The organism is Streptomyces sp. CB02414, from assembly GCF_001905385.1.
Taxonomy (GTDB): Bacteria; Actinomycetota; Actinomycetes; order Streptomycetales; family Streptomycetaceae; genus Streptomyces.
In genome coordinates this window covers 406,294-431,354 of record NZ_LIPF01000002.1, presented here as the reverse complement: position 1 = coordinate 431,354, position 25,061 = coordinate 406,294, and the positions used below count along the sequence as shown (strand labels likewise).

The 25,061-nt window shown below is 71.8% G+C and carries 19 protein-coding genes; 10 read left to right on the top strand and 9 right to left on the bottom strand.

Going from position 1 to position 25,061, the window contains the following annotated elements; genetic code table 11:
- Positions 1 to 45: 45 nt before the first annotated feature.
- From AMK11_RS08095 to kdgD, 3 genes are all read right to left on the bottom strand, one after another.
- Complete coding sequence (locus AMK11_RS08095; protein ID WP_073724699.1) at positions 46 to 1,404, bottom strand: enolase C-terminal domain-like protein; 1,359 nt, start codon at positions 1,402 to 1,404, stop codon at positions 46 to 48.
- Positions 1,405 to 1,428: 24 nt separating this feature from the next.
- A complete protein-coding gene (locus tag AMK11_RS08090; RefSeq protein WP_073724698.1) occupies positions 1,429 to 3,042 on the bottom strand; it encodes an aldehyde dehydrogenase (NADP(+)) in 1,614 nt (537 codons plus the stop codon).
- A gap of 64 nt (positions 3,043 to 3,106) precedes the next feature.
- A complete protein-coding gene (kdgD, locus tag AMK11_RS08085; protein WP_073724697.1) occupies positions 3,107 to 4,033 on the bottom strand; it encodes a 5-dehydro-4-deoxyglucarate dehydratase in 927 nt (308 codons plus the stop codon).
- Positions 4,034 to 4,202: 169 nt separating this feature from the next.
- Between kdgD and AMK11_RS08080 the strand changes: the two genes are divergently transcribed.
- The 6 genes from AMK11_RS08080 (at position 4,203) to AMK11_RS08055 (ending at position 13,937) form a co-directional block, all read left to right on the top strand.
- Complete coding sequence (locus tag AMK11_RS08080) at positions 4,203 to 5,078, top strand: LysR substrate-binding domain-containing protein (RefSeq protein ID WP_073724696.1); 876 nt, start codon at positions 4,203 to 4,205, stop codon at positions 5,076 to 5,078.
- A gap of 87 nt (positions 5,079 to 5,165) precedes the next feature.
- A complete protein-coding gene (locus AMK11_RS08075) occupies positions 5,166 to 7,196 on the top strand; it encodes a thioredoxin domain-containing protein (RefSeq protein ID WP_073724695.1) in 2,031 nt (676 codons plus the stop codon).
- A gap of 207 nt (positions 7,197 to 7,403) precedes the next feature.
- Positions 7,404 to 8,666, top strand: a complete 1,263-nt coding sequence (locus AMK11_RS08070; protein WP_073724694.1) for a glycosyltransferase — start codon at positions 7,404 to 7,406, stop codon at positions 8,664 to 8,666.
- Positions 8,663 to 10,312 (top strand): ArnT family glycosyltransferase, encoded by a 1,650-nt coding sequence (locus AMK11_RS08065; protein ID WP_073724693.1) that lies wholly within the window; start codon positions 8,663 to 8,665, stop codon positions 10,310 to 10,312. Before AMK11_RS08070 ends, AMK11_RS08065 begins: the two co-directional genes overlap by 4 nt.
- Positions 10,309 to 11,502, top strand: coding sequence for a glycosyltransferase (locus AMK11_RS08060; protein WP_073724691.1), 1,194 nt, complete (start codon positions 10,309 to 10,311; stop codon positions 11,500 to 11,502). The genes AMK11_RS08065 and AMK11_RS08060 overlap by 4 nt, the downstream gene beginning before the upstream one ends.
- Entirely contained in the window at positions 11,499 to 13,937 is a 2,439-nt protein-coding gene (locus AMK11_RS08055) for a galactose oxidase-like domain-containing protein (RefSeq protein WP_073724689.1), read from the top strand. The genes AMK11_RS08060 and AMK11_RS08055 overlap by 4 nt, the downstream gene beginning before the upstream one ends.
- On the opposite strand, the gene AMK11_RS08050 is transcribed toward AMK11_RS08055, so the two are convergent.
- Together AMK11_RS08050 and trhA are read right to left on the bottom strand one after the other, a co-directional pair.
- Positions 13,934 to 14,665, bottom strand: a complete 732-nt coding sequence (locus AMK11_RS08050; protein WP_073724687.1) for a Mut7-C RNAse domain-containing protein — start codon at positions 14,663 to 14,665, stop codon at positions 13,934 to 13,936. The two genes, AMK11_RS08055 and AMK11_RS08050, sit on opposite strands and share 4 nt — an antisense overlap.
- A 73-nt stretch (positions 14,666 to 14,738) precedes the next feature.
- Positions 14,739 to 15,443: a PAQR family membrane homeostasis protein TrhA gene (gene trhA / locus AMK11_RS08045; protein ID WP_073724685.1), complete on the bottom strand. Its 705-nt coding sequence runs from the start codon at positions 15,441 to 15,443 to the stop codon at positions 14,739 to 14,741.
- A 297-nt stretch (positions 15,444 to 15,740) separates the two neighbouring features.
- Here trhA and AMK11_RS08040 point away from each other — a divergent pair, with 297 nt between their 5' ends.
- Positions 15,741 to 17,570, top strand: coding sequence for a phosphoenolpyruvate carboxykinase (GTP) (locus AMK11_RS08040; RefSeq protein ID WP_073724683.1), 1,830 nt, complete (start codon positions 15,741 to 15,743; stop codon positions 17,568 to 17,570).
- Positions 17,571 to 17,951: 381 nt separating this feature from the next.
- Here AMK11_RS08040 and AMK11_RS08035 read toward each other — a convergent pair whose 3' ends face one another.
- The 4 genes from AMK11_RS08035 to AMK11_RS08020 all read right to left on the bottom strand — a co-directional run bounded on the left by AMK11_RS08035 (position 17,952) and on the right by AMK11_RS08020 (position 22,685).
- Complete coding sequence (locus tag AMK11_RS08035; RefSeq protein WP_073724681.1) at positions 17,952 to 18,374, bottom strand: SCO4983 family protein; 423 nt, start codon at positions 18,372 to 18,374, stop codon at positions 17,952 to 17,954.
- 77 nt (positions 18,375 to 18,451) lie between these two features.
- Entirely contained in the window at positions 18,452 to 19,663 is a 1,212-nt protein-coding gene (locus AMK11_RS08030; RefSeq protein WP_073724679.1) for a pyridoxal phosphate-dependent aminotransferase, read from the bottom strand.
- A gap of 98 nt (positions 19,664 to 19,761) precedes the next feature.
- Entirely contained in the window at positions 19,762 to 21,372 is a 1,611-nt protein-coding gene (locus AMK11_RS08025; RefSeq protein ID WP_073724677.1) for an N-acyl-D-amino-acid deacylase family protein, read from the bottom strand.
- A gap of 11 nt (positions 21,373 to 21,383) precedes the next feature.
- Positions 21,384 to 22,685, bottom strand: coding sequence for an amino acid deaminase (locus AMK11_RS08020; protein WP_073724675.1), 1,302 nt, complete (start codon positions 22,683 to 22,685; stop codon positions 21,384 to 21,386).
- 157 nt (positions 22,686 to 22,842) lie between these two features.
- On the opposite strand from AMK11_RS08020, the gene AMK11_RS08015 reads away from it, so the two are divergent.
- From AMK11_RS08015 to AMK11_RS08005, 3 genes are read left to right on the top strand one after another with little or no spacing between them, the layout of a single operon-like run.
- Entirely contained in the window at positions 22,843 to 23,883 is a 1,041-nt protein-coding gene (locus AMK11_RS08015; protein ID WP_073724673.1) for a sugar kinase, read from the top strand.
- Positions 23,880 to 24,644 carry an IclR family transcriptional regulator gene (locus AMK11_RS08010; RefSeq protein ID WP_073724671.1) on the top strand — a complete coding sequence of 255 codons (765 nt, stop codon included), beginning with the start codon at positions 23,880 to 23,882 and terminating at the stop codon, positions 24,642 to 24,644. The genes AMK11_RS08015 and AMK11_RS08010 overlap by 4 nt, the downstream gene beginning before the upstream one ends.
- A complete protein-coding gene (locus AMK11_RS08005; protein ID WP_073724669.1) occupies positions 24,641 to 25,051 on the top strand; it encodes a RidA family protein in 411 nt (136 codons plus the stop codon). The genes AMK11_RS08010 and AMK11_RS08005 overlap by 4 nt, the downstream gene beginning before the upstream one ends.
- Positions 25,052 to 25,061: the final 10 nt, after the last annotated feature.

The window sequence follows — 25,061 nt, the reverse complement described above, 5'->3', positions numbered from 1 at the left end:
GCCGAGGACGGCGCGGGGCCGACGGCTGCCGGCCCCGCGGGAAGCTCAGTCCCGGTCGAGGGCCGGGCGCTTGGGATCGAAGGACCAGCCGGGCACGAGGTAGCGCATCGCCACCGCGTCGTCGCGGGCGCCGAGTCCTTCGCGTTCGTACAGTTCGTGCGCGGCCGCGACCTGCTCCTCGTCCAGCTCGACGCCGAGGCCGGGAGCCTCGGGGACGCGCAGCAGCCCGTCGCGGATGGTGAGCGGATCGCGGGTGAGGCGCTGGCCGTCCTGCCAGATCCAGTGCGTGTCGATCGCCGTGATCTCGCCGGGCGCCGCGGCGGCGACGTGGGTGAACATCGCCAGCGACACGTCGAAGTGGTTGTTCGAGTGCGAGCCCCAGGTGAGTCCCCAGGCCTGGCACAGCTGCGCCACCCGCACCGAGCCGCTCATCGTCCAGAAGTGCGGATCGGCGAGCGGGATGTCCACGGCGTCCGTGCGCAGCGCGTGGGTGAGCTGCCGCCAGTCCGTGGCGATCATGTTGGTGGCGGTGGGCAGGCCGGTGGCCCGCCGGAACTCCGCCATCGTCTCCCGGCCCGAGTAACCTTCCTCGGCGCCGCACGGATCCTCCGCGTAGGCGAGGACGTCCCGCAGCCCGCGGCCGACCCGGACGGCCTCGGCCAGCCGCCAGGCACCGTTGGGGTCGAGGGTGACGCGTGCCTCGGGGAAACGCCGCGCGAGCGCGGTGACCGCCGCGGCCTCCTCCTCGGCGGGCAGCACTCCGCCCTTGAGCTTGAAGTCGCGGAACCCGTACCGCGCGTGCGCGGCCTCCGCCAGCCGCACCACGGCCTGCGGGGTGAGCGCCTCCTCGTGCCGCAGCCGCAGCCAGGCGTCCGCCGGGTCCCCGGTGTCGCGCTCGTCCCCCGGGCCGAGGTAGCCGAGGTCGGTGCGGTCGCGGTCGCCGATGTAGAAGAGATAGCCCAGCACGGGCACCTCGGCGCGCTGCTGCCCGTCGCCGAGCAGCTCGGCGACCGGCACGCCCAGATATTTCCCGTGCAGGTCCAGGAGCGCCGACTCGACGGCCGTGGCGGCGTGCACGGCCACGCGCAGGTCGAAGGTCTGCGCCCCGCGCCCGCCCGAGTCGCGGTCCGCGAACCTCGCCTGCACCTGCGAGACGAGGGAGCGCAGCCGGGCCACCGGCCTGCCGACGACGAGCTCCGCGGCCGCTTCCACCGTGCGCCGGATCGCCTCGCCGCCGGGGACCTCACCGAGCCCCGTCCTGCCGTCCGAGTCGGTGAGGATCACCAGGTTGCGGGTGAAGTAGGGGCCGTGGGCGCCGCTCAGGTTGAGCAGCATGCTGTCCCGGCCCGCGACCGGGACGACGCGCACCGAGGCGACGGTCGGCCCGTGGTCTGTGACTGCCATGTCTTTCTCCGCTTCCACGTGGGCTCAGTGCCGGCCCGGTACGCCGTCGACGCGGCGCCACAGACCATCGGGGTTGCCGTCCGCCAGCGGACGGGGCAACAGCTCGGCGGGCAGGTCCTGGTACGCCACCGGGCGCAGGTAGCGCTCGATGGCGAGGGAGCCGACCGAGGTGCTGCGGCCGTCGGACGTGGCGGGGAAGGGACCGCCGTGCACCATCGCGTGGCCGACCTCCACCCCGGTCGGCCAGCCGTTGAACAGCAGCCGGCCGGCGCCCCGCTCGAGGACGGGCAGCAGCTCGCGTGCGGCGTCCAGGTCGCCGTCGGCGGTGTGCACGGTCGCGGTGAGCTGCCCCTCCAGACAGCGCAGCACGTCCGCGACCTGCCCGAGGTCGCGGCAGCGCACCACGAGCCCGGCGGCGCCGAACATCTCCTGCTGCAACGCCGGTTCGGCGACGAAGTCGTCCGCGCCGACCGCCAACAGGTGGGCCTGGCACGGGCTGGCGCCTTCGGGGGGCACCCCCTGAGCGAGGCGGGTCACGGCGGGGTGCCCGGCGACCTCCTCGGTCCGCGTGCGGTACGACGCGGCGATGCCCGGCGTGAGCATCGTGGCCCCGGTGTGCCCCTCGACGGCCCCGGCCGCCGCCGCGAGGAACGTGTCGAGTCCCGGACCGTCCACCGCCAGGACCAGCCCCGGGTTGGTGCAGAACTGCCCGGCGCCCAGCGTCAGCGAGCCCACGAAGCCCTCGGCGAGCTCCCGAGCCCGCTCGTCCAGCGCGCCCGGCAGCAGCACGACGGGGTTGACGCTGCTCATCTCGGCGTACACCGGGACGGGCACGTCGCGTTCGGCGGCGGTCCGCATCAGCGCGAGCCCGGCCGCGCGGGAGCCGGTGAAGCCGACGGCCCGGATGCGCGGGTCGGCCACGAGCCGGGCACCGAGGGTGGGACCGTCACCGATCAGGAGGGAGAAGACGCCCTCCGGCAGCCCGCACTCCTCGACGGCCGAGCGCAGGGCTCCGGCCGCCAGTTCGGACGTGCCCAGGTGCGCGTCGTGCGCCTTGACGACGACGGGGCACCCGGCGGCGAGCGCTGACGCGGTGTCGCCGCCGAGGACGGAGAACGCCAGCGGGAAGTTGCTCGCCCCGAACACGGCGACGGGTCCGAGGGGAATGCGCCGTTGCCGGATGTCGGGTCGCGGCTGGGGGGTGCGCTCCGGCAGCGCGGGGTCGATGCGGGCCCCCTGCCAGCTGCCCTCGCGCAGCTCCGCGGCGAACAGCCGGAGCTGTCCGGTGGTCCGCCCCACCTCGCCGGTCAGACGGGCCACGGGCAGCCCGCTCTCCAGGTGGGCGCGCTCGACGACGGCGTCCGTCAGCGCGGTGAGCTTGCCGGCGACGCACTCCAGGAAGCGGGCGCGCTCCTCGGGGGTGGTGGCGCGGTAGGTGTCGAAGGCGTCCTCGGCGAGCCGGCAGGCGCGGTCGACGTCCCCGGCGTCGCCGTAGTGGTAGGCGGGGTCGAGCGGCTTGCCGGTGCCCGGGTTCACGGAGCGGACCTCGGCGCCACCGCCGGTGACGCGGCTCGCTCCCAGGAACATCGTGCCCTGTGGTTCGGTCTCGGGGGCTTTTTCGGAGGCTGGCGAAGGCATGCGGTCCTTCCGTACGGAGCGTGCGGGCCTGGGGAAAGGAGGGGGGAGGGGAGCGGGACGCCGGTCAGGCGGAGTGGCCGGGCAGCCGCCCGATCAGCGCCGAGAGTTCGGCGAGCTCCTCCGCCGTGAGGTCGGTGAGCGGCGGGCGCACGGGGCCGGCCCCGTGGCCGACGGCCGTCATGCCCGCCTTGACGATGCTCACCGCGTAGCCGGACCGCCGGTTGCGGATCTCCGTGTACGGCAGCACGAAGTCGTTCAGCATCCGTGCGACGTCCTCGCGGCGGTGCTCCCGCACCGCGTCGTAGAAGGACAGGGCGAATTCCGGTACGAAGTTGAAGACGGCCGAGGAGTAGGTGGTGACGCCGAGTTCGAGGTACGGCAGGGCGAACAGCTCGGCGGTGGGCAGCCCGCCGATGTAGGTGAGCCGGTCGCCGAGGCGGGTGTGGATCCGCGTCATGGCCTCGACGTCGCCGATGCCGTCCTTGTAGCCGATCAGGTTGGGGCACGCCTCGGCGACGCGCGCGAGGGTGTCGGCGCCGTACACGGCGTTGGCCCGCCCGTACACGACGACGCCGAGGGAAGTGGCGCGGCAGACGGCCTCGACGTGGGCGGCCAGCCCCTCCTGGGAGGCCTCGGTGAGGTAAGGGGGGAAGAGCAGGATGCCGTCGGCGCCCGCGCGTTCGGCGGCCGCGGCGAACTCGCATGCGGTGCGGGTGCCGTAGCCGGCGGGCGCGAGGATCGGGGTCTCCTCGGGGGCGCTCTGCACGGCGGCGGCGGTGACCTGCTCGACCTCGCCGGGAGTGAGCGAGAAGAACTCACCGGTTCCGCCGGCGGCGAAGAGGCCCCCGACCTGGTACTTCCCGAGCCGGGCGATGTTCGCGCGGTAGGCGTCCTCGTCGAAGGAGAGGTCGTCCGCGAAGTGCGTGACGGGGAACGACAGCAAGCCGGAGCCGATACGGCGGCCGAGTTCGACGGGGGAGAAGGAGGACATGGCTGCGATGCTCCAGGTGTGGACGGGAGGGGGATCACCGGCGGGAAGGCGCGCGGTGTCGGTGGTGGTGTCCGGACGGGTCTCGCCGTCGGCGTTCCGACGAAGTTAAGGTCGTTTCTGATCCACGTCCAACATCACTTTTGGATCCAGTGATACTCGGAGAGCATGAATGTTCACCCTCGCGCAGTTGACCAGTTTCGTCGCCGTGGCCGAGGAGCTGCACTTCACGCGGGCGGCCGAGCGCCTCCGGATGACCCAGCCGCCGCTGAGCCGCCAGATCCAGCTGCTGGAGAGCGAACTGCGGGTGGAGCTCCTCGACCGCACGACGCGTTCGGTCCGGCTGACCCCCGCCGGGCGCACCTTCTTCAACGAGGCCCGCCGCATCCTGCGCCAGGCGCACGACGCATCCCTCGCCGTCCGTCAGGTCTCCGCAGGGCAGGCCGGGGTGGTGGCCGTGGGCTTCACCGCCGCGAGCGCCTACTCGAGCCTCGGCCGACTCCTCGAAACCGCGCGCGGCGCCGTCCCGGACGCGGACATCGTGCTGCGTGAGATGGTCACCCGGGACCAGTTGGAGGCCATCGCCGAAGGCGCTCTCGACCTGGGCATGGTCCGTCCCGCCGCCACCGGCGCCGAACTCTCCTCCCGCCCGGCCGCCCGGGAGGCCCTGCTGGCCGCCCTCCCGGTCGGCCACCGGCTGGCCGAACAGAGCGGGGACCTGCACATCACCGACTTCGACGGGCAGGAGCTGCTGATGTACGCGCCCGTCGAGGCGCGCTACTTCCACGAGCTGCTGATCAGTGTCTTCCGGGCCGCGGGCGTCACACCCGAGTTCACCCACTACCTCACGCAGGTGCACAGCATCCTGGCCATGGTCAACGCGGGCTGGGGCGCCGCACTCGTTCCCGAAACCGCAGCGCAGGCGCGCTTCCCGGGTGTGGTCTTCCGGCCGGTGGGCCTGGCCGCTCCCGCCTCGGTCGAGCTGAACCTGGTCTGGCGGAAGAACAACGACAATCCCGCGCTGCACGTCCTGCTCCAGCACCTCTGACACCGGGCTCCGCCGGCCCGGCCGGGCCCGTGCGCCTCACCCCGTGGCGTACGGGCGCGGCGGTGGCACGTGCGCGAGGATGGAGACATGGCCAACCGACTTGCGCAGGCGACGTCCCCGTACCTCCTCCAGCACGCGGAGAACCCCGTCGACTGGTGGCCGTGGGAGGCCGAAGCGTTCGAGGAGGCCCGGCGGCGCGACGTCCCCGTCCTCCTGAGCGTCGGCTACAGCGCGTGCCACTGGTGCCACGTCATGGCGCACGAGTCCTTCGAGGACGACGACACCGCCACGTTCATGAACGGGCACTTCGTGTCCGTCAAGGTCGACCGTGAGGAGCGGCCCGACGTGGACGCCGTCTACATGGAGGCCGTACAGGCGGCGACCGGGCAGGGCGGCTGGCCCATGACCGTCTTCCTCACGCCGGACGCCGAGCCCTTCTACTTCGGCACCTACTACCCGCCCGAGCCCCGCCACGGCATGCCCTCCTTCCGCCAGGTGCTCCAGGGCGTCCACCAGGCATGGGCGGAGCGGCGCGGCGAGGTCACCGAGGTCGCGGGGAAGATCGTGCGGGACCTCGCCGGGCGGGAGATTTCCTACGGCGACGCCCAGCCGCCCGGCGAGGCGGAGCTGGGGCAGGCGCTGCTCGGGCTCACCCGGGAGTACGACCCGCAGCGCGGCGGATTCGGCGGGGCGCCGAAGTTCCCGCCGTCCATGGTGGTCGAGTTCCTGCTGCGCCACCACGCCCGCACCGGCGCCGAGGGCGCGCTCCAGATGGCGGCCGACACCTGCGAGCGGATGGCGCGCGGCGGCATCTACGACCAGCTCGGCGGCGGCTTCGCCCGCTACTCCGTCGACCGCGATTGGGTCGTGCCGCACTTCGAGAAGATGCTCTACGACAACGCCCTGCTGTGCCGCGTCTACGCCCACCTGTGGCGGGCCACGGGCTCCGACCTCGCCCGCCGGGTCGCCCTGGAGACCGCCGACTTCATGGTCCGCGAACTGCGCACCGCCGAGGGCGGTTTCGCCTCCGCGCTGGACGCGGACAGCGACGACGGCACCGGCAAGCACGTCGAGGGCGCCTACTACGTGTGGACGCCCGCGCAGCTCACCGAGGTGCTGGGGGCCGAGGACGCCGAGCTGGCCGCCCAGTACTTCGGCGTGACCGTCGAGGGCACCTTCGAGCACGGTTCGTCCGTGCTGCAACTGCCGCAGCAGGAGGGCGTCTTCGACGCCGCCCGGATCGCGTCGGTCAGGGAGCGGCTGCTGGCCGCCCGCGACGGCCGCCCCGCCCCGGGCCGGGACGACAAGGTGGTCGCCGCCTGGAACGGGCTCGCGATCGCCGCGCTCGCCGAGACCGGCGCCTACTTCGAGCGCCCCGACCTGGTGGACGCCGCCGTCGCCGCCGCCGACCTGCTCGTACGGCTGCACCTCGACGACCACGCCCGGCTCTTCCGCACCAGCAAGGACGGCCGCGCGGGCGCCCACGCCGGGGTGCTGGAGGACTACGCCGACGTGGCGGAGGGGTTTCTCGCGCTGGCGTCGGTCACCGGCGAGGGCGTCTGGCTGGACTTCGCCGGGCTGCTGCTCGACCACGTCCTCACCCGCTTCCGGGACGACTCCGGCTCCCTCTACGACACCGCCTCCGACGCCGAGCGGCTGATCCGGCGCCCCCAGGACCCCACCGACAACGCCACCCCGTCCGGCTGGACCGCCGCCGCGAACGCCCTGCTCTCCTACGCCGCCCAGACCGGCTCCGGGCCCCACCGCAGCGCGGCCGAGCACGCGCTCGGCGTGGTGAAGGCGCTCGGACCGCGGGTCCCGCGCTTTATCGGCTGGGGACTGGCCGCCGCCGAGGCGCTGCTCGACGGTCCCCGCGAAGTGGCCGTCGTGGGGCCGGAGCCGGGCGACGCCGCCACCAGGGGGCTGCACCGCACGGCGCTCCTCGGCACGGCGCCCGGTGCGGTCGTCGCCGTCGGCGTCGAGGGGAGCGACGAGTTCCCCCTGCTCGCCGACCGGCCACTGGTGGGCGGGGCGCCGGCGGCGTACGTCTGCCGGAACTTCACCTGTGACGCGCCGACCACGGATCCGGAACGGCTGCGTGCCCGCCTGAACAGCTGAAACGACATAAAGAGAAAGAACGGGAACGAGACCGGTGGGTGAAATGTTCAGACCCGGTCCTCGTTGTGAGGAAACACGCTCTTCACCCAACCACCTTATGTGTTTCACAGATTGCCCTTAGCCTCTTCACCGTGACGCGGCGGAGTGGTCGTCCGGGTTCGGGCGCGCCGCCGCGGCAGGGGGAGTTCAAGGATCTGGGGGGATCTTTTGCTGACGTCCGTGTTCATCGCTGCCGTTTCACTGGCGCTCTTCTGGATGGCGGCGTTCACGCTGTGGTGGCAGATGCACGCCTGGCGCACGCCGGAGGTTCTCGCCTCCACCCGGTTCAGCCCGCCGGACGGGGACGAGCACGTGTCGTTCTCGCTGCTCGTGCCCGCGCGGCACGAGCAGGCGGTACTGGACCACACCATCCAGCGGCTGCTCACCTCGTCCCACACCGACTTCGAGATCATCGTGATCGTCGGGCACGACGATCCGGAGACCACCGCCGTCGCCGAGCGGGCCGCCGACCGTGACCCGCGTGTGCGGGTCGTCGTCGACACCCACGAGAAGAAGAACAAGCCGAAGGCGATGAACACGGCGCTGCCGCACTGCCGCGGCGACGTCGTCGGGGTCTTCGACGCCGAGGACCAGGTCCACCCCGAGCTGCTCGCCCACGTCGACCACGCCTTCCGCACCACCGGCGCCGACGTCGTGCAGGGTGGCGTCCAGCTGATCAACTTCCACTCCAGCTGGTACAGCCTGCGCAACTGCCTGGAGTACTTCTTCTGGTTCCGCTCGCGGCTGCACCTGCACGCGCAGAAGGGGTTCATCCCGCTCGGCGGCAACACCGTCTTCGTCCGCACGGACGTGCTGCGGGCGGCCGACGGCTGGGACCCCGAGTGCCTGGCCGAGGACTGCGACCTCGGCGTCCGGCTCTCCAGCATCGGCAAGAAGGTCGTCGTCGCCTACGACTCCGACATGGTCACCCGCGAGGAGACCCCGGGCTCGCTGGTCTCCCTGCTGAAGCAGCGCACCCGCTGGAACCAGGGATTCCTCCAGGTGTACCGGAAGAAGGACTGGAAGCAGCTCCCCACCTTCACCCAGCGGCTGCTGGCCCGCTACACCCTGATGACGCCGTTCTTCCAGGCCTTCACCGGCGTGATCATCCCGCTCAACGCGGCCATCGCGCTGCTGCTGGACGTGCCCGTCGGCATCGCCTTCGTGACCTTCCTGCCTGCCGTCACCGCCCTGGTCACCTTCGTCTTCGAGGTCGTCGGCCTGCACGACTTCGGCAAGCAGTACGGCCTGCGCGTCCGCTTCATCCACTACGTGAAGCTGATCGTCGGCGGCCCCTTCTACCAGGTGCTCCTCGCCGGGGCAGCCGTCCGCGCCGTGTGGCGCGAGCAACGCGGCCGCACCGACTGGGAGTTGACCAGCCATGTCGGCGCCCATCTCGCGCCGGTGGACCGAGAGGACGTTCCCGCGTGACCTCCACCCTCCCCGCGGCGACCGGCACCCAGGTCCCCGCGCAGCGCCGGCCTGCCCACGACACCGACCCGCCCGCCCGAAGCTCGGCACCACCGGGCCGGCTCCGCTCCTCGCGCCCCGACCTCCTGCTCTGCGGCACGCTCCTGGTCGCGATCATGCTCGTGCAGGGCTGGAACATCTCCTCCTACCCGACCCTCAGCGACGACGAGGGCACCTACCTCGCCCAGGCCTGGGCCGTCCAGCAGGGCGAGGGCCTGGCCCACTACACCTACTGGTACGACCACCCGCCGCTGGGCTGGATCCAGATAGCCGTGCTGACCTGGATACCCGCGCTGCTCAGCCCGGAGTCGATGACCGTCGGCACCATGCGCGGCGTGATGCTGCTGATCAGCGCCGTCTCCGCGGTCCTCGTCTACGTCATCGCCCGCCGCATGTCCCTGCCCCGCTGGGCGGCCGGACTGGCCATGGCCCTCTTCGGCCTCTCCCCGCTGTCCGTCGTCCTCCAGCGGGAGATCTTCCTCGACAACCTCGCGGTGATGTGGACGCTGCTGGCCTTCGCGCTGGCCGCCTCCCCGAGCAAGCACCTGTGGCACCACTTCGGCGCGGGCATCGCCGCCGCCACGGCCGTGCTCACCAAGGAGACGATGCTCGTCGTCCTGCCCGCCCTCTTCGTCACCGCCTGGCGGCACAGCCACCAGGACACCCGCAAGTTCGCGCTGACCGGCGCCGTCACGGCCTGCGCGCTCATCGGGTTCTCGTACCCACTGTTCGCCCTGCTCAAGGGCGAGCTGCTGCCGGGCGACGGGCACGTCTCGCTGTGGGAGGGCATCGAGTACCAGCTCACCCGTCCCGGCTCCGGTTTCATCCTCGACGAGGGCTCCGGCTCGTGGGGCGTCCTCCAGTCCTGGTTGTACTACGACCGGGTCCTCCCGCTCGGCGGACTCGCGGGCGCGCTGCTGCTGCTCGCCACCTGGCGCTGGTCGGTCACCGCCCGCGCCCTGGCCGGTCCGGCCCTCACGGTCGCGATCCTCGCCGCCCTCGCCCTGCGCCCCAGCGGCTACCTGCCCGCGATGTACGTCATCCAGGCGCTGCCCTTCCTCGCCCTGGTGCTGGCCGGCGGCGCGGCGAGCGTCGCCCACGCCGTGCTGCGCAGATGGCGCACCGAGGCCGAGAAACGGGGCGTCACCCTCGGCCGGTACGCCCTCGCCGGCGTCCTGGTGCTCGCCGCCGGCGCCTACGTCGTACCCCGCTGGTACGACGGGGACCGCACCGCCGTCACCGCCGACGCCAACGCCCCCTACGAGGCCGCCGCCGACTGGATGGCGACGGAGGTGGAGAACCCGGAGGACACCCGGGTCCTCGTGGACGACGCGCTCTGGCTGGACCTCGTGCACGCCGGGTACGAACCCGGGCTCGGCGTCATCTGGTTCTACAAGGCGGACCTCGACCCGGCCGTCACCGAGACGATGCCGGGCGGCTGGCGGGACATCGACTACGTGGTCGCCTCCCCGACGGTGCGGCGCGACGCGGTCGACCTGCCCAACGTGAAGGCCGCCATGAACCACTCGGCTCCGGTCGCCGTCTTCGGCACCGGTGCGGACCGTATCGAGATCCGCCGCGTCCAGCCCTCCGGAGCCGCCCGATGAGCCACGAGTCCACCGTCCCCGGCGAGCTGGGGACTCCGGCCGTCAGCGCCTCGGAGGTGCCCGAGCCGGGCGCCGTCACCATCGTCGTACCGACCTTCAACGAGTCCGGCAACGTACGGCGGCTGCTGGGCCTGATCACCGAGTCGGTGCCCGCGCGGCTGCCCTGCGAGGTCGTCTTCGTGGACGACTCCACCGACGACACCCCGGACGTGATCCGCGCGGCGGCCCCCGACTGCCCCTTCCCGGTCACCGTCCTGCACCGCGACGAACCCTCCGGCGGGCTCGGCGGTGCCGTCGTCGAGGGCATGCGGGCGGCCGGGTCGGACTGGATCGTCGTCATGGACGGCGACTGCCAGCACCCGCCGTCCCTGGTGCCGGAGCTGGTCGCCACCGGCGAACGGGCGAACGCCGGGCTCGTCGTCGCCTCCCGCTACGTCAAGGGCGGCAGCCGCGCCGGACTCGCGGGCAGCTACCGGATCGCGGTCTCGCGCGCGGCGACCTGGCTGACCAAGGCGCTCTTCCCGCGCCGTCTGCACGGCATCAGCGACCCGATGAGCGGCTTCTTCGCCATCCGCCGCAGCGAGGTCACCGCCGATGTGCTCAAGCCGCTCGGCTACAAGATCCTCCTCGAACTGGCCGTCCGCAGCCGCCCCCAGACCGTCACCGAGGTGCCGTTCGTCTTCGAGGAGCGCTTCGCGGGCGAGTCCAAGTCCACGGCGCGGGAGGGCGTGCGCTTCCTGCGCCACCTGGCCGGTCTCCGCACCGCCTCACCGCTGGCCCGCATGGTCGTCTTCGGGCTGATCGGGCTGAGCGGCTTCGTACCGAACCTGGCCGCCCTGTGGGCGCTCACCGAGGCGGGCGTGCACTACCTGCCCGCCGAGATCGCCGCCAACCAGTTCGGCGTCGCCTGGAACTTCCTGCTCCTGGAGCGGCTGCTCTTCCGCGACCGGCGCCGGCACCGGCACTGGGCCGACCGGACCGCGCGGTTCGCGCTGATCGCCAACGCCGACCTGGTGCTGCGCATCCCGCTGATCGCCCTGCTCGTCGGCCAGTTCGGGCTGGCGGTGCTGCCCGCCACCGCCCTCGCCCTCGTCATCACCTTCGTCCTGCGCTTCGCCGGGACCGAAGCGCTCGTGTACCTCCCGCGCCGACGCCGTACGGCAGCCCGCACAGCAAGGAGTGACGCATGAGAAGCAGACCGCGAAGATTCGCGCGCCGGACCCCTGGACGCCGGACCTCCGCCCTCCTGGCGGTGTCCGCCCTCACCGGCGGCCTCCTCCTGACCGCGCCGCAGTCCGCCTCCGCCGCCAACCTGATCACCAACCCCGGCTTCGAGACCGCCGGCACCGGCGACATGCCGTACTGCTGGGAGAAGTCCGGCTGGGGCGACAACGACTTCACCTTCGAGACGGTCGCCGACGCCCACTCCGGCACCAAGGCCATGAAGGTCGAGCTGACCCGCCGGACCGACGGCGACCGCAAGGCCCTGATCACCGAGTCCGCCGAGTGCGCGCCGGTGGTGACGGAGGGCAAGCAGTACGACCTGTCCCTCTGGTACAAGTCGACGACCCCGGACGCCTCCCTCACGCTCTTCCGGCACGACACCACCGCGGGCTGGCAGTACTGGACCGACCTCAAGACCCTGGACATGGCGGCCGGCTGGACCGAGGCGAGCGTCCGCACCCCCGAGGTCCCGGCCGGCACCGACCGCATCAGCTGGGGCGTCTCCGTCTACGGCACCGGCTCCGTGACCACGGACGACTACACGATGGAGCAGGTCGCCGACCCGGTCCCGGACCCGGACTGCACGGCCACCGCCGAGGAGTGCGCCAACGGCCGCTGGGACGTGCTGCCCACGAAGAACCCGGTCCGCTCCATGCACTCCGTCGTCCTGCACAACGGCAAGGTGCTGCTGATCGCGGGCTCCGGCAACGACCCGGAGATGTTCGAGGCGGGCACCTTCACGTCGGCGGTGTACGACCCTGAGACCGGCGACTACAAGACGATCCCGACGCCCAAGGACATGTTCTGCGCCGGGCACGTCCAGCTCAAGGACGGCCGCGTCCTGGTCATGAGCGGCAACGCCGGCTACCCGTCGGCGGACGGCACGATCGGCTACCAGGGCTACAAGGACTCGTACATCTTCGACCCGGAGACCGAGACCTACCTCAAGACCAACGACATGAACGACGGCCACTGGTACCCGTCGGCGACCATCCTCGGCAACGGCGACGTCATCTCCTTCGGCGGCCTGCGCGAGGACTCCACCGGCTCGGTGACGGCGGACCTGTGGTCGGACGAGCAGCAGAAGTGGCTGCCGACCTGGCAGGTCAACCAGACCTGGTCCTACTGGGGCCTGTACCCGTCGATGATCCTCATGCAGGACGGCCGCCTCTTCTACTCCGGCAGCCACGTCTTCGGCAACAACATCCCCGGCACCGGCTCGGCGATCTACGACTACGAGGCCAACACCATCACCGAGGTCCCCGGCCTCCAGCGCAAGGACGAGCGGGACCAGTCGATGAGCGTGCTGCTGCCCCCGGCGCAGGATCAGAAGGTGCTGACCATCGGCGGCGGCAACATCGACTCCAACCCGGACGCCAACCGCCTCACCGACATCATCGACCTCAAGCAGCCCAACCCCACGTATGTCGCCGGCCCGCCGCTCCCGCAGGGCACCGTCGACCTCGGCAACGGTCCCGTCCCGCAGACCGGTGACCAGGGCAAGATGTACGTCTCCGCGGTGCTGCTGCCCGACGGCAAGGTCCTGGAGACCGGCGGCGCCCTGCACAACCGGGCCAACCCGGTCTTCGAGACGTCGATCTTCGACCCGGCGACCGAGACCTTCGACCCGGTGGCCGTCGACCCCGAGGCCCGCGGCTACCACTCCTCGGCCTTCCTCCTCCCCGACGGCCGCGTGATGACGACGGGCGACAACCCGGGCAACGGCTCCTGGAACCACGACGTGTCGATCTACACCCCGCCCTACCTGCTCAAGGGCGAGCGTCCGACGATCACCTCGGTCATCGACACCGAGTGGAACTACGGCGACACACAGCGGATCACCGTCGACCGGCCGATCGCCAAGGCCGAGCTGATCCGCCCCGCCGCCGTCACCCACTCCTCCGACCCGAACCAGCGCTTCGTCGACCTGCCGCTGTCCGTCGACGGCGACAACGTCGATCTCAACGTCACCAGCAACCCCAACCTGGCCCCGCCCGGCTGGTACATGCTCTTCGCGGTCGACGCCAACGGCGTGCCCTCGGTGGCGGAGTGGGTGCACCTCGACGGCCCGCAGGCGCTCAGCACCAAGGACGCCTCCGCCCACGTCCACTCCTTCGCCGACGCCCCGAAGGGCAAGGTGACCGGGCCCGGCGACAAGCGCGCCTCCCAGCCGGTCAGCCCCACCGTCTCCGGCTGCGACCGGCACTACGGCTCCGCCAACGTGTGCGTGCCGACCGCCTTCCCCGAGGAGGTGAAGGCGACGACGGCCGACCGCTGCACCTGGCTGAAGGAGCACGACTACGGCCGCCTGAAGGTCAACGGCAAGGACGACCCGCTGAAGCTGGACCGCAACCGCGACGGCGTGGCCTGCGGAAAGGGCGACGTGCGCGGCAAGCGCTAACGCTCGCGCCGCGACTCGGTGAGGGCGCGCTCCACGATGGCCTCCAGCTGCTCGTGGTGCGCGCCCTTCCAGTACGCCCGCCCGCACTCCCGGCACTGCGCGAACACGTCGTACGACCGCTGAGTGCCGCCCTTGAGCTGGTCGGCCACCTCGTCCTTGGACGCCTTCCTCAGCAGCCCGTTGCAGGCGGTGCACCGCGTCCACGGGCGCAGTTCGGGCCGGAACCGGTCCAGCACCTCGCGGAGCTGGTCCTCGGGGCGGGTGCTGTAGACGTAGGCGCCGGCCCACAGCTCGCGGCGGCGCAGCAGGCCCCGGTCGCGGCTGAGCATGACCCGCTTCTCGGCCGCCGACAGCGCGGCGAGCGCCGGGTCGCCGAGGTCGGTGGACTCGTAGGACGTGTCCACGCCGAGCAGTCGCAGCCGGCGGGCGAGGGTGCCCAGGTGCACGTCGAGCAGGAAGCGCAGGGGAGCGCCCGGGACCCGCTGCGGGCGCTCGACGGCACGCACGCTCACCGACTCGCCGCCGGCCGGCACGTGTCCGGGCGCCACCTCACGGCCGTCGACGAGGAGCGTGCCGACCTCGGTCAGCGGGACGCCGAGGGACTCGACGACGTGGCCGAGGGTGGAGACGCCGTCGGTGGCGGCGCGGGTGGCGCCGGTGGGGCGGGCCCGCGGGACGAACAGGTGCAGTTCGGGGGCGAATTCGACGTGGATCTCGGGTCCGTTCACGCGGTCAGGATGCCACGGGGAGTGGGGCGCGGGCCCGGGGGTTTCCGTACGTCCGGTGGGCCACCGCGACCAGCTAGTACGCGACCAGCGAGATCCCCACGTAGTGCGCGATGAAGGCGGCCAGCGTGAAGGAGTGGAAGACCTCGTGGAAGCCGAACCAGCGGGGTGAGGGGTTGGGGCGCTTGATGCCGTAGATGACGCCGCCCGCGCTGTAGAGCAGACCGCCCACGATCACCAGGACCAGGACGGCGATGCCACCCGCCCGCATGAACTCGGGGAGGTAGAAGACGGCGGCCCAGCCCATGGCGAGGTAGCAGGGGGTGTAGAGCCAGCGCGGGGCGCCGACCCAGAAGACGCGGAAGACGATGCCCGCCGCGGCGGCCGCCCAGATGCCCCACAGCAGCCACTGGCCCTTGGCCTCGGGCAGCAGCAGCATCGTCAGCGGGGTGTAGGTGCCCGCGATGATCAGGAAGATGTTGGCGTGGTCGAGACGGCGCAGGACGCCGTCCATGCGCGGGCTCCAGTTGCCCCGGTGGTAGAGGGCGCTGACGCCGAACAGCAGGCAGGCCGTCAGGACGTAGATCCCGCAGGCGATGCGGCCCTCGGGGGACTCGGCGAGGGCGGTGAGCACCAGGCCCGCCACCAGCACGGCCGGGAACATGCCGAGGTGGAGCCAGCCGCGCAGCTTGGGCTTGACCGGATGCGGCAGGGAGAGCGCCACGGGACCGCGGCCGGCGGCCGGCGTGTCCTCGGGCGCGTCGGGGACGGACGCAGTCATGGGCGCATCGTACCTACGGGACCGTAAGTTACGTATCAGTACGGAGCCTGGACGTTCCTGAGTGGTCATCGTCTCACGGGGTACCCGGCCGCGCATCCCCCCAAAATCCCCGATGCGGGCACGTGGCGATCCTCACGCCGCTCAGGTGTGACGCCCTCTGGACAGATGGGCGCTTACGTCGGATGATCAAATGAGTGCGGTCGACACCGGATGAGCGCCCAAGAGGACAACGTCACGCATCCGGGTCGCAGCCCCCACGGGGCCCCCAAACAAAAAACCCCTCATTTAGGAGCAATCGTGGCGCGCGACATCGCTGCTCCCCCCGTCCCCACCAACCACCATGAGCTGATCTCGTGGGTGAACGAGATCGCCGAACTGACCCAGCCGGACCAGGTGGTCTGGTGTGACGGATCCGAGGCCGAGTACGAGCGCCTGTGCGGGGAGCTCGTCGAGAAGGGCACCTTCCGCAAGCTCGACCCCATCAAGCGCCCCAACTCGTACTACGCGGCCTCCGACCCCTCCGACGTCGCGCGCGTCGAGGACCGGACCTTCATCTGCTCCGCGAAGGAGGAGGACGCCGGCCCGACCAACCACTGGAAGGACCCCGCCGAGATGCGGGAGATCTTCACCGGGGAGAAGGGTGAAGGCGGCCTGTTCCGCGGCTCCATGCGCGGCCGCACCATGTACGTCGTGCCCTTCTGCATGGGCCCCCTCGGCTCCCCGCTCTCCGCGCTGGGTGTCGAGATCACCGACTCCGCGTACGTCGCCGTCTCCATGCGCACCATGACCCGCATGGGACAGCCGGTCCTGGACGAGCTGGGCGACGAGGGCTTCTTCGTCAAGGCCGTGCACACCCTCGGCGCCCCTCTGGAGGAGGGTCAGCGGGACGTTCCGTGGCCCTGCAACAGCACCAAGTACATCTCGCACTTCCCCGAGGACCGCGAGATCTGGTCCTACGGCTCCGGCTACGGCGGCAACGCCCTGCTCGGCAAGAAGTGCTACGCCCTGCGCATCGCCTCGGTCATGGCCCGCGACGAGGGCTGGCTCGCCGAGCACATGCTGGTGCTGAAGCTGACCCCGCCCACCGGCGAGCCCAAGTACGTCGCCGCCGCCTTCCCGTCGGCCTGCGGCAAGACCAACCTCGCCATGCTGGAGCCCACGATCTCCGGCTGGACCGTGGAGACCATCGGCGACGACATCGCCTGGATGCGCTTCGGCGAGGACGGCCGCCTGTACGCCATCAACCCCGAGGCCGGTTTCTTCGGCGTCGCGCCCGGCACCGGCGAGCACACCAACGCCAACGCGATGAAGACCCTGTGGGGCAACTCCGTCTTCACCAACGTCGCCCTCACCGACGACGGCGACGTGTGGTGGGAGGGCATGACCGAGGAGACCCCGGCCCACCTCACGGACTGGAAGGGCAACGACTGGACGCCCGAGTCCGGCACGCCCGCCGCGCACCCCAACGCCCGCTTCACCACCCCCGCCGCGCAGTGCCCGATCATCGCGCCGGAGTGGGAGGACCCCAAGGGCGTGCCGATCTCGGCGATCCTCTTCGGCGGCCGCCGCGCCACCGCCGTACCGCTGGTCACCGAGTCCTTCGACTGGAACCACGGCGTCTTCCTCGGCGCCAACGTGGCCTCCGAGAAGACCGCCGCCGCCGAGGGCAAGGTCGGCGAGCTGCGCCGCGACCCGTTCGCCATGCTGCCGTTCTGCGGCTACAACATGGGCGACTACATGGGCCACTGGGTCGACGTGGCCAAGGACAAGGACCAGTCGAAGCTGCCGAAGATCTACTACGTCAACTGGTTCCGTAAGGACGACGACGGCAAGTTCGTCTGGCCCGGCTTCGGTGAGAACGGCCGCGTCCTGAAGTGGATCGTGGAGCGCCTGGAGGGCAAGGCGGACGGCGTCGAGACCCCGATCGGCGTGCTGCCGACCAAGGAGTCCCTGGACACCGACGGTCTCGACCTCGCCGACGCGGACCTGGAGTTCCTGCTCAGCGTCGACAAGGAGGTGTGGCGCGAGGAGGCGGCGCTCGTCCCCGAGCACCTGAACACCTTCGGCGACCACACCCCCGCCGAGCTGTGGGACCAGTACCGGGCCCTGGTGCAGCGCCTGGGCTGACGTCCCCCGCAGTCTCCGTGGCCGGTCCGACTAGCCCTGACCCGCGAAGTCGTCACGAAGGCCGGCCACGAGGGGACCTCCCCACGCTCCAGTAGCTCAGCAGTACCCGGAGCACGGGGAGTTCCCACCCGGGCCGGGTCACCGCACAAAGGCGTGCGACTGACCCGGCCCTTCAACATTTCAAAACGCCGGTGAGATCCGCGCCCTCAAAGGGGCGCGGGGAACTGCGCGAGCAACCACCAACAACGGAAAGCCGCCAACCACCAGCCGCCCCACGGCGCACACGCGAACCGCCGCTGAAGCCAACGCAGTGAATGGCACCCGGCCCGCGCGTCGCTGCGGGTGCGCGCGGGCCGGGGCCGTACGGGGAGCCCGGAGGGCTCAGTGGGACGCGAGTTCGCGCGGCTCGAGGGCCGCGGCGTGCGCGTCCATGCGCTCTGCGGTCAGGATCGCGACCGCCGTGTCGGCGCGGGAGGCCGCCACCACCAGGGCGCGGCCCGCCAGGGTGTGCGCCCGGCGGTGCAGGGCCGCCAGACGGGCCGAGGGGCGGGCCGCGGTCACCGGCACGCGGACCGGCGCCTGGCCTCCCCGCAGCCGGGTCACCTGCTCGGCGAGCCGGTCGGCGGCGGTGTCCAGGTCGGTGTCGGGCGCCAGCGTGCGCAGCTCGTCCGTGACGGCGAGCAGTGCCGCGAGGTGGCCCGCGAGCTGGATGTCCAGCTCTTCCTTCCGGGACCGGTGGGGGAAGTCCGAGGTGTCGCCGGCCATCGTGCTGTGGACCGACTTGGTGCGGATCGGTTCGTACATGGGACGGCCTCCTGAGTGCTTCAGGAAACCATCCTACATTGGATTCAATCTAAAGTTGTCGGTCGTCGGAGATTGGCTCAGGGCTGGCCGTACCCGTCCAGGAAGTTCCCGATCCGCCCCACGGCCTCGCGCAGGTCGCTCGCCGTCGGCAGGGTCACCACGCGGAAGTGGTCGGGCTCGGGCCAGTTGAAGCCGGTGCCCTGGACGACCATGATCTTCTCCTGGCGCAGCAGGTCCAGGACCATCCGCCGGTCGTCCTTGATCTTGAAGACCTTGGGATCGAGCCGGGGGAAGAGGTACAGCGCCCCCTTCGGCTTCACGCACGTCACGCCCGGGATGCTGGTCAGCGCCTCGTGCGCGGCGTCCCGCTGCTCCCGCAGCCGCCCGCCCGGCAGGACCAGCTCGTTGATGGTCTGCCGCCCGCTGAGCGCGGCGACCACACCGTGCTGGCCCGGCATGTTGGCGCACAGCCGCATGTTGGCGAGGACCGTCAGGCCCTCGATGTAGGACTCGGCGTGCGCGCGTGGTCCCGAGATCGACATCCAGCCGACGCGGTAGCCGGCCACCCGGTACGCCTTCGACATGCCGTTGAAGGTGAGGGTGAGCAGGTCCGGGGCGACCGCGGCGGTCGGGGTGTGCGTGGCCTCGTCGTACAGGATCTTGTCGTAGATCTCGTCGGAGCAGACCAGGAGGTTGTGGCGGCGGGCGATGTCGGTCAGCGCGCGCACCATCGCCTCGTCGTAGACCGCGCCCGTCGGGTTGTTCGGGTTGATGATCACGAGCGCCTTGGTGCGGTCGGTGATCTTCCGCTCGACGTCCGCGAGGTCCGGCATCCAGTCGGACTGCTCGTCGCAGCGGTAGTGCACCGCCGTGCCGCCGGAGAGCGACACGGCGGCCGTCCACAGCGGGTAGTCGGGCGCCGGGACGAGGACCTCGTCGCCGTCGTCCAGCAGGCCCTGCATCGCCATCACGATCAGCTCGGAGACGCCGTTGCCGATGAAGACGTGCTCGACGTCCGTCTCGATGCCGAGGGTCTGGTTGTGCATGACCACGGCCCGGCGCGCCGCCAGCAGACCCTTCGCGTCGCCGTAGCCGTGGGCCGTCGACACGTTGCGGAGGATGTCCTCCAGGATCTCCGGCGGGCACTCGAACCCGAACGCGGCCGGGTTGCCGGTGTTCAGCTTCAGGATGCGGTGCCCGGCCGCTTCCAGCCGCATCGCCTCCTCGAGCACCGGGCCCCGGATCTCGTAACAGACGTTGGCGAGCTTGGTCGACTGGATCACCTGCATGTGCGTGAGCTTACGACCCGGTTACGTTCCATGGGTGGTGTTATCCGCCACTTGAGACGGTCGCTTTGGGTGGGTTTCGTCACCCGGCGCGGGCCGCGCTACCGGGGAGTGCGCCGCACCGACCGCCCCGCCAGTACGTCCGTGCGCCGCCCGTCCTCCATCACGAACCGCCCGTCGACCAGCACGTACGGGATGCCCGTAGGCAGCACGCGCGGGTTCTCGTACGTGCTGCCCGCCGCGACCGTCGCCGGGTCGAAGAGCACCAGGTCGGCCCGGTACCCCTCCCGCACCAGCCCCCGGTCCGGCAGCCGCAGCCGGGCCGCCGCGCGGGAGGTGAGGTGCGCGACGCACTCCTCCAGGGAGAGCACGCCCAGCTCGCGCACGTAGTGCCCGAGGTAGTGCGGGAAGGTGCCGTAGGCGCGCGGGTGCGGCTTGGCGCCCTGGAGGATGCCGTCCGAGCCGCCGGTGTGGACGCGGTGGCGCATGATCGCGCGGACGTTCTCCTCGTGGCCGACGTGCTGGAGGATGGTCGGCGCCAGCCGGTCCGTCAGGAGCAGGCGGCGGGCGGTCGTCCACGGGGTCTCGCCGTGCAGCCGCGCCGACTCCATGACCGTACGGCCGACGTATTCGCCGAGCGCCGGGTCGCCCGTGCCGGAGATCTCGATCGTGTCCCACTCCATGGGCACGCCATGGCAGCCGTCGGAGCCGATCTCCTCGATGTGGTGGCGGATGCGTTCGGCGGTGTCGTCGTCCGCCAGCCGCTTCATGATCTGCTCCGGGCCGCCCTCGCTCGCCCAGCTCGGCAGCATGGCCACGAGGGTGGTGCAGCCGGGGGTGTACGGGTACGTGTCGAGCGTGATGTCGGCACCGGCGGCGAGCGCGCCGTCCAGCAGCGTCAGCAGCTCGGGCGCCTTGCCCTTGTTGACGCCGAAGTTCATGGTGGCGTGCGCGAGGTGCAGCGGGCAGTCCGCCTCCCGCGTCAGCTCCACCATCTCCTCGTACGCCTGGAGCGCCCCGGCCCCGTACGAGCGGTGGTGCGGGCAGTAGTAGCCGCCGTACGACGCCACCACCCGGCACAGCTCGGTCAGCTCGGCGTCCTTGGCGTACATGCCCGGCGTGTACGTCAGCCCCGACGACATGCCGACCGCGCCCTGCTCCATGCCCTCGACGACCAGCCGCCGCATGTGCTCAAGCTCCGCCCCGGTCGCCTCCCGGTCGTCCCAGCCGACCGCGAGGGCGCGCACCGTGCCCTGCGGGATCAGGTAGGCGGCGTTGACCGCGATGCCCGCGTCGAGCCGGTCCAGGTACTCGCCGACCGACCGCCAGTCGAAGTCGACGTCGTCGCCGGGGCCGTTCCACCCGGCGATCGCGCGGCGCACCTCGCCGAGGGTGCGGTCGTCGACCGGCGCGTACGACAGCCCGTCCTGGCCGATGACCTCCAGGGTGACGCCCTGCGCGGCCTTGGCGCTGTGGTCGGGGTCCCGCAGCAGCGCCAGGTCGCTGTGGGCGTGCATGTCGATGAAGCCGGGCGAGAGGACCAGGCCCTCGGCGTCCAGCTCGCGGCGCGCCTTGGGGCGCTGGCAGCCGGCGGCCGCCGCCTCCTTGACGATCGAGACGATCCGGCCCCCGTCGACCACGACGTCCGCGCGGTACGCGTCCGCGCCGGAGCCGTCGACGACGTCCGCGTCCCTGATGACCAGCTCTTCCACCGGAGCCTCCTCTAGAAGAACGTGCGGATGTAGTCGACGACCGTCCCGTCCGCCTCGGCGACCGGGATGAGCTGCCACTTGTCGAAGGACGTGCACGGGTGCGACAGGCCGGTGCCGAGCCAGTCGCCCACCTCCAGGTCCGCCTCGGCGGACGTGCGCAGCCAGGCGTGCTGGTCGGACAGGCCGGTCACCGTGATGCCGGTCGCCGGGCGCTCCGCGCCGCCGTCGGCGGGGCGCACGACCTGGGCGAAGGGCAGGTGGAGGTCGTAGGCCGCGTCCCGCTTGCCCGCGTTGGTGAACGCCTGCTCGGGGGAGGGGCGGGAGACGACCTGGCTCCACAGGCGGAAGGCGGGCTCCAGGGCGCCCTCCTCGGGGACCCGGTTGAAGGGGGTCACCTCGCGGTAGTGGCCGTCGTCGTGGGAGACGTACGCGCCCGAGCGCAGCAGCTTCAGCACCGGCAGGGACAGGCCGGGGACCTCGGCGAACACGTCGGCCACCGCGTCGAACCAGGCGCTGCCGCCCGCGCTCACCACGATCTCCTCCAGCCCGTCGAACCGCCCGCCCTTGTCGAAGTCGGCGGCGAGCGTGACCAGCCGCCGCAGCCAGGCGTGCACCTTCTCCGGGTCGGCGTCCGGCACCTCGCCCTCGTACCCGGCGACACCGGCGAGCCGCAGCGTTCGCGCCCCGGCCACCGCGTCGGCGACCGCCGCGCACTCCGCCTCGGTGCGCACGCCGGTCCGCGCGCCCTCACCTGCGGCCAGCTCCACCACGACGTCCACCGGGCGGGAGGCGCCCGCCTCGGTCAGCGCCGCGTCCATCAGATGGACGCCCTGCACGGAGTCGGCGTAGCAGACGAAGCGGAAGTCCGGGTCGGCGTCCAGCTCGGCGGAGATCCAGCTGAGGGCGGCGGCGTCGACCAGCTCGTTGGCGAGGAAGACCCGCTGGATGCCGAAGGCCCGCGCCACCCGCACCTGGTGCGGCACGGCGAGGGTGATGCCCCAGGCGCCGTGCTCGATCTGGCGGTGGAAGAGCTGCGGGGCCATGGAGGTCTTGCCGTGCGGCGCGAAGGCGAGGCCGTGCCGGGCGGAGTACGTCTCCATGAGCTTCAGGTTGTGCTCCAGGCGCTCGGCGGACAGGGCCAGCACGGGCGTGGTGAAGCCGCCGGTGAAGAGGTTGCGGCGCTGTCCGGCCAGCTCGGCGACGGTCAGGCCGTACGCGTCCGGCGGGAGGCCCTTGAAGCGGTGGTCGACGTGCTCCTCGGCCAGTCTGGCGAGGGCGTCGCGGCCGTTCGCGGAGCCGGTGTCGAGGGCCATGGAGCCTCCTGATCTGAACCTGATCTGAAGCGTTGCGGGCGCGTTGCAACACTTGCAACGACCGTTGCGCATATCGCTTACTGCTGTCTAACATCTCGGCGAACGCGGGGTCAACGGAGCCCCCGCCCGAGCGACGCGACCAGGAGCCGAGACCATCGTGACCGTCGAACGACCCCGTGGCACCACCCCCGACGTCGTGGACGTCGTCGCGCTCGGCGAGTCCATGGTCACCTTCCTCCCCTCCGTACCCGGCCGCCTCGCCGACGTCCCCTCCTTCGACCGCGCCATCGGCGGCGCCGAGTCCAACGTGGCCTGCGTGCTCGCCGCCGCCGGACACACCGCCCGCTGGATCAGCCGGGTCGGCGCGGACGGCTTCGGCGACCACCTCGTCGAGGCGATCGGCGCCTACGGGGTCGACGTCTCCGCCGTGCGCCGCGACCCCGACCGCCCCACCGGCGTCTACTTCCGCACCGCCGGGGACCGCGCCACCGACGCCCACGAGGTCGCCTACTACCGCGCGGGCTCCGCCGCCTCCGCGATGTCCGCCGGCACCATGGACCTCGACGCGATCCGCTCCGGCCGCGTGCTCCACCTCTCGGGCATCACGCCCGCGCTCTCCGCCGACTGCCTGGATCTGATGCGCGAGCTGACCGCCCGCCGCCCCGGCCGGCCCCTCGTCTCCTTCGACGTCAACCACCGCCCCGGCCTCTGGCGCGGCGACACCGACGGCGCGCGCGTGCTGCTCGACCTGGCCCGGGGCGCCGACCTCGTCTTCGTCGGCGAGGACGAGGCCTGGGACCTGGGCGGTCCACAAGCCGTGCGCGCCGCGCTGCCCGAACCCGAGGTGCTGGTCGTCAAGCAGGGCGCGAGCGGCGCCACCGCCTTCCACGGGCGTGAGGCCGTCTCCGTGCCCGCCCTCACCGTCGACGTCGTCGCCGCCGTCGGCGCGGGCGACGCCTTCGCCGCCGGGTTCCTTTCCGCCACCCTGCGCGACCTGCCCGTGCGCGAGCGCCTGCGCCACGGCCACCTGATGGCCGCCGCCGCCCTCACCGTCCCCGGCGACCTCGCCACACCCCCGGCCCGCGGCCACGCCGACCGCCTGGCCGCCCTCGACGACGACGCGTGGGGGACACTTCGACTCGGCCCCGGCTGGACACAGGCCGACGCGAGGGCCGAGGAGGAGGTACGCACCCCATGAGCCAGACCGTCGACCGCGCGCTGAGCATCCTGCCGCTGCTCGCCGAGGGCCCCGCCGACCTGGGCCGGGTCGCCGACCGCCTCGGCGTCCACAAGTCCACGGCCCTGCGCCTGCTGCGCACCCTCCACGAACACGGCTTCGTCTACCGCCAGGAGGACCAGCGCTACCGCCTCGGCGCCCGCCTCATCGCCCTCGCCCAGGAGGCGATGGAGAACCTGGACGTCCGCGAGATCGCCCACCCCCACCTCGTACGCGTCAACGAGCAGTGCGGCCACACCGTCCACCTCGCCGTGTACGAGGAGAACGAGGTCCTCTACATCGACAAGGTGGAGAGCCGCTACCCGGTCCGCATGTACTCGCGGATCGGCAAGCCCGTCGCCATAACGGTGGCGGCCGTGGCGAAGCTGCTCCTCGCCGACCTCCCCGAGAACGAACGCCGAGCGGTCGTGGAGAAGCTCGACTACCCCATGTACACGGCCCGTTCGACACCCAACGCTGACGGCTTCCTCGCGGAGCTGGCCAAGGTGCGCGAACAGGGCTGGGCCACCGACCTCGGTGGCCACGAGGAGTCCATCAACTGCGTCGCCGCGCCCATCCGGGGCGCCGACGGCCGGGTGGTCGCCGCGATGTCGGTCTCCGCGCCGAACGTGGTCGTCACCGCCGACGAACTCCTCACCCTGCTCCCGCTGGTCCGCCGTACGGCGGACGCGATCAGCGGCGAGTACTCCGGCAGGACCCCAGTCAAGGAAGTCACCGCATGACCGACAAGATCGCTCTCACCCCCGCGACCCACACCGTCCCCCCGGCGAAGTTCAGCCACGGCGTCAAGAAGGGCAACATCCTCCAGGTCGCCGGCCAGGTCGGCTTCCTCCCCCACGAGGACGGCAAGGCCCCCACCCCGGCCGGCCCGACCCTGCGCGAGCAGACCCTCCAGACCCTCGCCAACGTCAAGGCGATCCTGGAGGAGGGCGGCGCCTCCTGGGACGACGTGATGATGCTCCGCGTCTACCTCACCGACGTGGACCACTTCGCGGAGATGAACGAGATCTACAACGCCTACTTCGAGGAGCAGGGCCTCACCCAGCCCCCGGCCGCCCGCACGACCGTCTACGTCGGTCTGCCCGCCGGCCTCCTCATCGAGATCGACGCGCTGGCCGTCCTGGGCTGACCCGCCCCCG